Origin of the sequence: Streptomyces panacea, from assembly GCF_040560175.1 — a bacterium.
Classification (GTDB): domain Bacteria; phylum Actinomycetota; class Actinomycetes; order Streptomycetales; family Streptomycetaceae; genus Streptomyces; species Streptomyces panacea.
In genome coordinates, this window is sequence record NZ_JARJHW010000083.1 from 23915 (window position 1) to 30928 (window position 7014).

Annotated in this window: 6 protein-coding genes; 1 reads left to right on the forward strand and 5 read right to left on the reverse strand. The window is 67.2% G+C overall.

Translation table 11 applies throughout. The features are described 5' to 3' along the window. Positions 1 to 225: 225 nt before the first annotated feature. A complete protein-coding gene (locus P3L51_RS20370) occupies positions 226 to 753 on the reverse strand; it encodes a hypothetical protein (RefSeq protein WP_354606694.1) in 528 nt (175 codons plus the stop codon). Between the two features lie 473 nt (positions 754 to 1226). Here P3L51_RS20370 and ahpD point away from each other — a divergent pair, with 473 nt between their 5' ends. Continuing rightward, positions 1227 to 1772, forward strand: coding sequence for an alkylhydroperoxidase, AhpD family (gene ahpD / locus P3L51_RS20375; RefSeq protein WP_354606695.1), 546 nt, complete (start codon positions 1227 to 1229; stop codon positions 1770 to 1772). Between the two features lie 15 nt (positions 1773 to 1787). On the opposite strand, the gene P3L51_RS20380 is transcribed toward ahpD, so the two are convergent. The 4 genes from P3L51_RS20380 to phoH2 form a co-directional block, all read right to left on the reverse strand. Next, the gene (locus P3L51_RS20380) at positions 1788 to 2624 is read right to left on the reverse strand and encodes a hypothetical protein (RefSeq protein ID WP_354606696.1); all 837 of its coding nucleotides are present in this window, start codon (positions 2622 to 2624) and stop codon (positions 1788 to 1790) included. After that, on the reverse strand, positions 2621 to 4006 hold the full coding sequence (locus tag P3L51_RS20385; protein WP_354606697.1) for an AI-2E family transporter: 1386 nt from the start codon (positions 4004 to 4006) through the stop codon (positions 2621 to 2623). The genes P3L51_RS20380 and P3L51_RS20385 overlap by 4 nt, the downstream gene beginning before the upstream one ends. A 142-nt stretch (positions 4007 to 4148) precedes the next feature. Beyond that, positions 4149 to 4850: an aggregation-promoting factor C-terminal-like domain-containing protein gene (locus tag P3L51_RS20390; RefSeq protein WP_354606698.1), complete on the reverse strand. Its 702-nt coding sequence runs from the start codon at positions 4848 to 4850 to the stop codon at positions 4149 to 4151. A gap of 391 nt (positions 4851 to 5241) precedes the next feature. After that, on the reverse strand, positions 5242 to 6558 hold the full coding sequence (phoH2, locus tag P3L51_RS20395) for an RNA 5'-3' helicase PhoH2 (RefSeq protein ID WP_354606699.1): 1317 nt from the start codon (positions 6556 to 6558) through the stop codon (positions 5242 to 5244). Positions 6559 to 7014: the final 456 nt, after the last annotated feature.

The window sequence follows — 7014 nt, forward strand, 5'->3', positions numbered from 1 at the left end:
GCTCTCGGGCGGGGGCGCGGCAACGCGTGCCCGGCCCCCGGAGCCGTGCGAGCGGCTGTTCATCCCACACGACTCAGCAAGCCTCAAGGGCTCGCAGGACCAAAGAAATCCGACGCCGACAGGCGCGTAAACATACTCCGCACCCGTCGACATCGGATTTACCGCACACCGCGTGAAACCGGAAAGCCTCACGGATTCACGCGACGGTCCACTTGGAATTTCCGCCTAATTACACGGGGTCGAGCCGCGCGTCGAGTCGACCACGACACTGCCGCCAGTGGAACTGCTACCGGACCTCATGTACGAATAAACCGTACCGCAGTAGCCCTTGTTCTGGTAGACCGGCCCCGCATACGTGCTGAAGCTGCCGAAGTCCTGAACACTTGGAGTGGACGTATAATTGTCATTCAATCGAACGCCCATGTAGCGCGTCGACCCGGTTTCGTTGTGGAATACCGCGCACACAGGCTTGTCGTTATAATTGGGGCCGGTCGTCCGGCCGTCGGTGTAGGTGTACACCGTCCCGAGATGGTTGGAGGCGCTGGGGAGCCGCTCCGCGTAAAGGATAATGGAGTACCCGCCACCACACACGGTCGCCGCCGCGGCAGCCGCCTCAGGGTTTGCGGCTACCGCATTCCGCGTCTCAGCAACTGCCGATGCCGCCACCTTGAAAGAAGTGCCGACAGGGTTCTCCGAAGCAGACGCCTGCGGTACGACAACAATCGATGCGACCAATGCGGCGACTGCGACCATGCCACGGGATATCGATCTCTTGACAGCAAACACTCGAGCCTTCTTTCCTACGGGTTCCGGCGCCGCTCTAATAACGCGCGGCGAAATTTCAACAGGTCTCTTTCCGCTGAACTCACTCAGAGTGTATAGCCCCACACCAGGGCGTGAGAAGGCCAGGAGGATAGTGGCTATAAGTGGAATCGATAGTTGATCCACGCAAGGTCACAGTGTGGTCCGCTATGCACTCATATTCCCCCTACTGCCCAATCTTTCCCTCACTGTTTGCATTGTGACGTCCATCACGCGCCATTAAGTGCTTGGAATGTTTATCTTCGGAAGCAAAAGCCTCGATTCCTCAAGGGTCCGGTCTCGCTTCTTCAGCGGTGATGAGTGCCGCATGAAATGATCGATTCGCCCTCTTCATCCCCTTGGGTGTGAAGTGGGGTACTCGTGTGTCGTTACGGCCGCGTCCGTTCAATCAGTAGGAGAGCCCGATGTCACTCGACGCGCTGAAGGCCGCCGTTCCCGACTACGCCAGGGATCTGCGCCGCAATCTCGACGCGGTCGTCGAGCACGGCGGGCTCTCCCAACAGCGTCTGTGGGGAACGGTGCTGGCCTGCGCGATCGCCGCACGCTCGGCGCACGTGCTGCGCGAGCTGGCACCCGAGGCCAGGGCCCGGCTCTCCCCCAACGCGTACACGACGGCCAAGTCGGCCGCCGCCGTCATGGCGGTGAACAACGTCTTCCACCGGACCCGGCATCTGCTCTCCGACCCCGCTTACGGAGAGCTGCGCACGGGTCTGCGGATGACGGCCGTGGGCCATCCGGGCGTCACGAGGGCCGACTTCGAGTTCTGGTCGTTCGCGGTCTCCGCGATCAACGCCTGCGGCCTCTGCCTCGACGCGCACGAACGCGCGCTCAGCAGGCTGGAGGTGGACCGCGAGACGGTCCAGGAGGCTATCAAGATCGCGGCCGTGATCCAGGCCCTCGCCACGACGCTCGACGCCGAGGCCGTCCTGGCCGGTCTCGGCGACGACTGAGTCCGGGCGTCCCGGTCAGCCCTTCTTCTTGAGCTGGTCCATGAGCGCCAGCATGTCCTCGATCATGGCCGGTTCCAGTCCGCCCAGATGAAGGACTTCCTGCTGGTCGATGTCGAAGTCCGGGTTCAGCGGGTCGGAGTCGTCGTAGTCGACGACCTGGCCGACGGAGAGCGAGAGCACCGCCTGTCCGTCGAGGACCTCCAGTGCCGGATTCTCCCCGCTGGACTGGCTCACCAGATAGGCGCGCTCCCCCACGTCCGGGACGAGCTTCAGGGTCTCCGCCCCCGACCCCTGGTCGGCCGGGTGGATCAGGGAGGCGTCGAACTGCGGCCCCGGATCGGTCTTCTTGTGCAGCGTGTATGTGATCTCGGCGTACGCCCGTACGGTCGGCCCCGGGTGCCCCTTGGCTTCCGGCGGTCGCTTCGGCGCGAGGTTGACGGTGCAGACGGCCTGGTCGAGGGCCTTGTCCTCGCCCGTCGCGGCGAACGGATCCCGCTTGGCACCGATGCTGGCGGAGAGCGCCGACAGATCGGCGTCCAGGCACAGGTTGCGGCTGGCCCGGTAGCCCTGGAGGTCCGGTCCCATCCTGTCGTACGCCCAGAGACCGCCCGCCCATAAGGCCGACGTCACCAGTACGCCGGTCAGTCCCCACACCCACGGGCGCTGCCGCAGCGGTATCCCCCGTATCAGGGGATGCCCGTCGGCGCCCATGGTCTCCAGATCGTGCTCCGGCCCGTCCTCACCGGCCGGTCCCGGAGCCGCTCCCGCTCCTGGAGCTCCGGAGCGCCCGGCATCCCTCGGAGCCGGCACCGGCGCCGACAGCTCACCTTCGAGTTCCGGTTCGGAGATCATTCCTTCCCGCTCCCGGGCTCGGTGGGCGGCGCGTCGGAGCCCGGCGTGGCCGGACCGTTGGTGGGAGGAGCCGGGGGCGCGGGCGTGGCCGCCGGGGCGGGCGTCGGAGCGGGGTCGAGCGCCGTCGCGCCGTGCGGTCCCGGCCCGCCGCGCGGCGCCTGCTCCTTGCTGTACGCGCGGAGGTAGCCGACGACCGTGTTCGTGACGGCGACCAGCGGTACCGCGACGACCGCTCCGCCGATACCGGCGACGAGTCCCCCCGTCGCGACCGCGAGCACGACGGCCAGCGGATGCACGCGCACCGCACGGCCGAGGATGAAGGGCTGGAGGATGTGGCCCTCGATCTGCTGGACGGCGAGGACGACGATCAGCACCATCAGTGCCGTGAACACGTCCTGGGTGACCAGCGAGACGACCACGGCGAGCGCGCCCGAGATCACCGCGCCGACGAGCGGGATGAACGCGCCGAGGAAGATGAAGACGGCCAGCGGCACCGCCAGCGGGACATCGAGGAAGTAGAGCCCGAGGCCGATGAAGACCGCGTCGATCAGCGCCACTATCAGTGTGCCGCGCACATAGGCCGTGAGCGTGCGCCAGGCGCGCGGTCCGGCCCCGGCGAGGCCCGGACGCGCCGCCGCGGGCGCCAGCTTGAGCGACCACTGCCAGATCCGCTTCCCGTCGTACAGCAGGAAGAGGGTGGAGAACACGGCGAGCAGGATCCCCGTCAGCAGCTCGACCACCACGGTCACGCCCTGGATACCGGCGGAGGTGATCTCCTCGGTGTTGGTGCCGATGGCGTCGCTGAGGCTCTTCGCGAGGTCGCTGATCTGCTGTTCGGTCACATGGAAGGGGCTGTTGAGCAGCCAGCGCTTCAGTTCCTCGATGCCGTCCGTGACCCGCTCGGAGAGCACGTCGATGTTCTCGACGACCTGCCAGACCACGAACCAGCCTATGAGTCCCATGATGAGGAAGCCCGAGAAGGCCGTCACCGCGGTGGCCAGACCGCGCGGCAGGCCCCATTTCTTGAGCCTGGCGACCGTGGGCTGGAGGAGCGCGGTGACGAGCATCGCGCCGACGAAGGCCATCACGACGAGCTGTACGGCGCTGATGATCTTCATCAACACCCAGAGCATGCCCGCCAGTACGAGCAGCCGCCAGGCGGCCTCGGCGGCGACCCGCATGCCCCACGGAATGGCCGCCACGGGCTCCGGCTTGGCCGCGACGCTGGGCGCGTAGTCCGGCGGGGCCGGGACGCTGTCCCGTACGCCGCCGTTCCCCGGTACGTCGTCCGCGTCCGCCTCCGCCCGGCGTTCCCCCAACCGCTCGCCCAGCTGGGTGAGTTCGGCTCCGACCCGGCCCAGCCACCCCGGCAGTTTCGACATGCTTGATCCTTCTTCCCCGGCCCCGGTGTCGTATGCCTGACGGTACACGCGCAAAGCCCCCCACCGTAGGACGGCGAGGGGCTTCACAAGGTTGAGCGCCGACGGTCCGAGAACCGAGCGGGAGGAGCGAGGTCCGACGGACCTAGTACCAGTTGTTGGCCTGCCAGAACGACCAGGCACCACACGGGCTGTCGTAGGTGTCGTTCATGTAGTTCAGGCCCCATTTGATCTGCGTGGCCGGGTTGGTCCGCCAGTCGGCGCCGGCCGAGGCCATCTTGGAGCCGGGCAGCGACTGGACGAGGCCGTAGGCACCGGACGACGGATTCTCGGCCAAGTAGTTCCAAGTGGACTCGTGGCTCACGATGTTACTGAAGCACTGGTACTGGTCGGCGGGGACGAGCTGCCGCGCGATGGCCTGCACCTCCGCCACCGTGTACGAGCTCTGCACCGAGAAGTCGGAGGAGTCACGCGTCGCCGAGCGGCTGGCGCGTTCTTCTTCCTTCTTCTTGGCCTCACGAGCTTCCTCGGCCTTGTCCTCGGCCGCCTGCTTCTTCGCCTTGGCGTCCTTGGCGGCCTGAACACGAGCCGATTCCTCGGCCGACTTCTTCGCTGCCACGTCGGCGGCATTGGCCTGCGCGTCGGCCTGCTGCGTCAACGACACAGTCTGGACCTGGGCGTGCTGGCCCGCGGGGATGTCTGCGAGGAGCGTCGTGTCAGCTGCGGTCGCCTCGAAATTGTCGTCCGAGGCCTGAGGAGCGCCCGAAGCGACTCCCACGACTGCGCCGACGGTGGTGACCGCTGTAGCTGATGCCACGGCGAATCCCCGGACCGAGATCCGGCTCACACGGTTTCCTTCCAGCAGCGTCCGTGTACGTGACCTCACGGATGCAATCGTGCCCCTGGCACTGGTCTCCGTACCGCACGTCACGGGAGACACGGGCCCGTCGGCAACTCCCATGGCGGAAGCACCGGATGAAGCGCGGGCGGCATACGACGTCAAGTGTGGAGTTGTGGTGGTGCGCATCCCTGAAGATGCATGGGTGTCGTATGCGGGGCCTGACGGAAGCAAGACTCTGCCGGACGCCGACACCGCAAGGCAATTCTTCGTTGCGTGGGATAGCTCACACCCCGTTTGCCACACCAGTTTCACGTGAATGGCGGCGCAGCACGGCGCCGCCCGGCTAGGCTCTTGCGGCCTTCCCGGGCGGCGCCAACTGCCGCATTCAGGCGGAGAACTAACCTTCCTCCAGCATTTCGGTCACGAGCGCCGCGATCGGCGAGCGCTCGGAGCGGTTGAGGGTGACGTGCGCGAAGAGTGGATGGCCCTTGAGCTTCTCGACGACGGCGACCACTCCGTCGTACCTGCCCACACGCAAGTTGTCGCGCTGTGCCACGTCATGGGTCAGCACCACACGGGAGTTGGCCCCGATACGGGAGAGAACGGTCAGCAGAACGTTCCGCTCCAGCGACTGGGCCTCGTCGACGATGACGAACGCGTCGTGCAGCGAACGTCCGCGGATGTGCGTGAGGGGCAGCACTTCGAGCATGCCGCGCCCCAGCACCTCCTCGATCACCTCACGGCCGGCGACGGCCGACAGGGTGTCGAAGACCGCCTGTGCCCACGGGCTCATCTTCTCGGCCTCGGTGCCCGGCAGATAGCCGAGCTCCTGCCCGCCGACCGCGTACAGCGGCCGGAAGACCATCACCTTCTTGTGCTGACGGCGCTCCAGGACCGCCTCCAGGCCCGCGCAGAGGGCCAGCGCCGACTTGCCGGTGCCCGCGCGCCCGCCCATCGAGACGATGCCGATCTCCGGGTCCTGGAGCAGTTCGAGCGCGATGCGCTGCTCGGCGCTGCGGCCGTGGATCCCGAAGGCCTCCCGGTCGCCGCGGACGAGCTTCACATTGCCCTCGGGCGTGACACGGCCGAGTGCCTTGCCGCGGTCGGACTGGAGGACCAGTCCGGTGTGCACGGGCAGCTCGGTCAGCTCGGGCACGTACAGCGTCTCCTCGGAGAAGAGGAGATCCACCTGCTCGGCCGAGAGTGCCATCTCGCTCATACCGGTCCAGCCGGAATCGGTGATGGCCAGCTCGGCGCGGTACTCCTCGGCGAGAAGTCCGACCGACGATGCCTTGATGCGCAGCGGCAGATCCTTGGAGACGACGGTCACGTCGTACCCCTCGGCCTGCAGATTGCGCGCCACCGCGAGAATCCGCGAGTCGTTGTCCCCCAATCGGAAGCCGGCGGGAAGGACGCCGGGATCGGAGTGGTTGAGCTCGACGCGCAGCGTGCCGCCCAGGTCGCCCAAGGGGATGGGGGCATCGAGGCGGCCGTACCGGATGCGGAAGTCGTCGAGCAGGCGCAGGGCCTGCCGGGCGAAGTATCCGAGCTCCGGATGGTGCCTCTTGGCCTCCAACTCCGTGATCACCACGATCGGCAGCACGACTTCGTGCTCGTCGAAGCGGGACATGGCGTTCGGATCGGCCAGCAGGACGCTGGTGTCGAGAACATAGGTGCGCCTGTCGGGCATGCGGCGCTTTGTGCTGGTCACCACGGAAGGACGTACCCCCTCGGACGAGGTCGGGATGCGACGGCGTCACGGGCTGTGGTCGCCCGCCAAGGCCGTGCTTCGGAAGTCCCGCGGGGCCCGCCCTTCGGGCGGACGGCGCTACTTCCACAACGCGGCCTGGCGGCGGACGGCGGACCGGACTCGGGCCCAAGTGCGCGGGCCGAGGACCGGCCCTCCACGGCGCCCGTACGCGTCACCGTACGATCGTCCTGGTGCAAAGGGCCTCCCGGGCGGACGGCTGGGCCGACCGCTGAGATTCGACGCCCGCCGTCATCGCTGACGGTTCTGCTCGGACGTCGACCTGTGGAGAGGTATTCCCTCGAAGGCCCGCCGCCATGCCACGGCATATGACGGACAGCGTGTGAACCTCGGATGACGGGACGGCTCGACGGCCGCGACCGCCGCTCGGCGTGGGGTCCGGGGGGTGTCCCAGGGGCTGTC

Bases quoted from the DNA above. Each gene is read 5' to 3' on its own strand.
- ahpD (WP_354606695.1), top strand. From the start codon at position 1,227: ATGTCACTCGACGCGCTGAAGGCCGCCGTTCCCGACTACGCCAGGGAT.
- P3L51_RS20380 (WP_354606696.1), bottom strand. From the start codon at position 2,624: ATGATCTCCGAACCGGAACTCGAAGGTGAGCTGTCGGCGCCGGTGCCG.
- P3L51_RS20370 (WP_354606694.1), bottom strand. From the start codon at position 753: ATGGTCGCAGTCGCCGCATTGGTCGCATCGATTGTTGTCGTACCGCAG.
- P3L51_RS20385 (WP_354606697.1), bottom strand. From the start codon at position 4,006: ATGTCGAAACTGCCGGGGTGGCTGGGCCGGGTCGGAGCCGAACTCACC.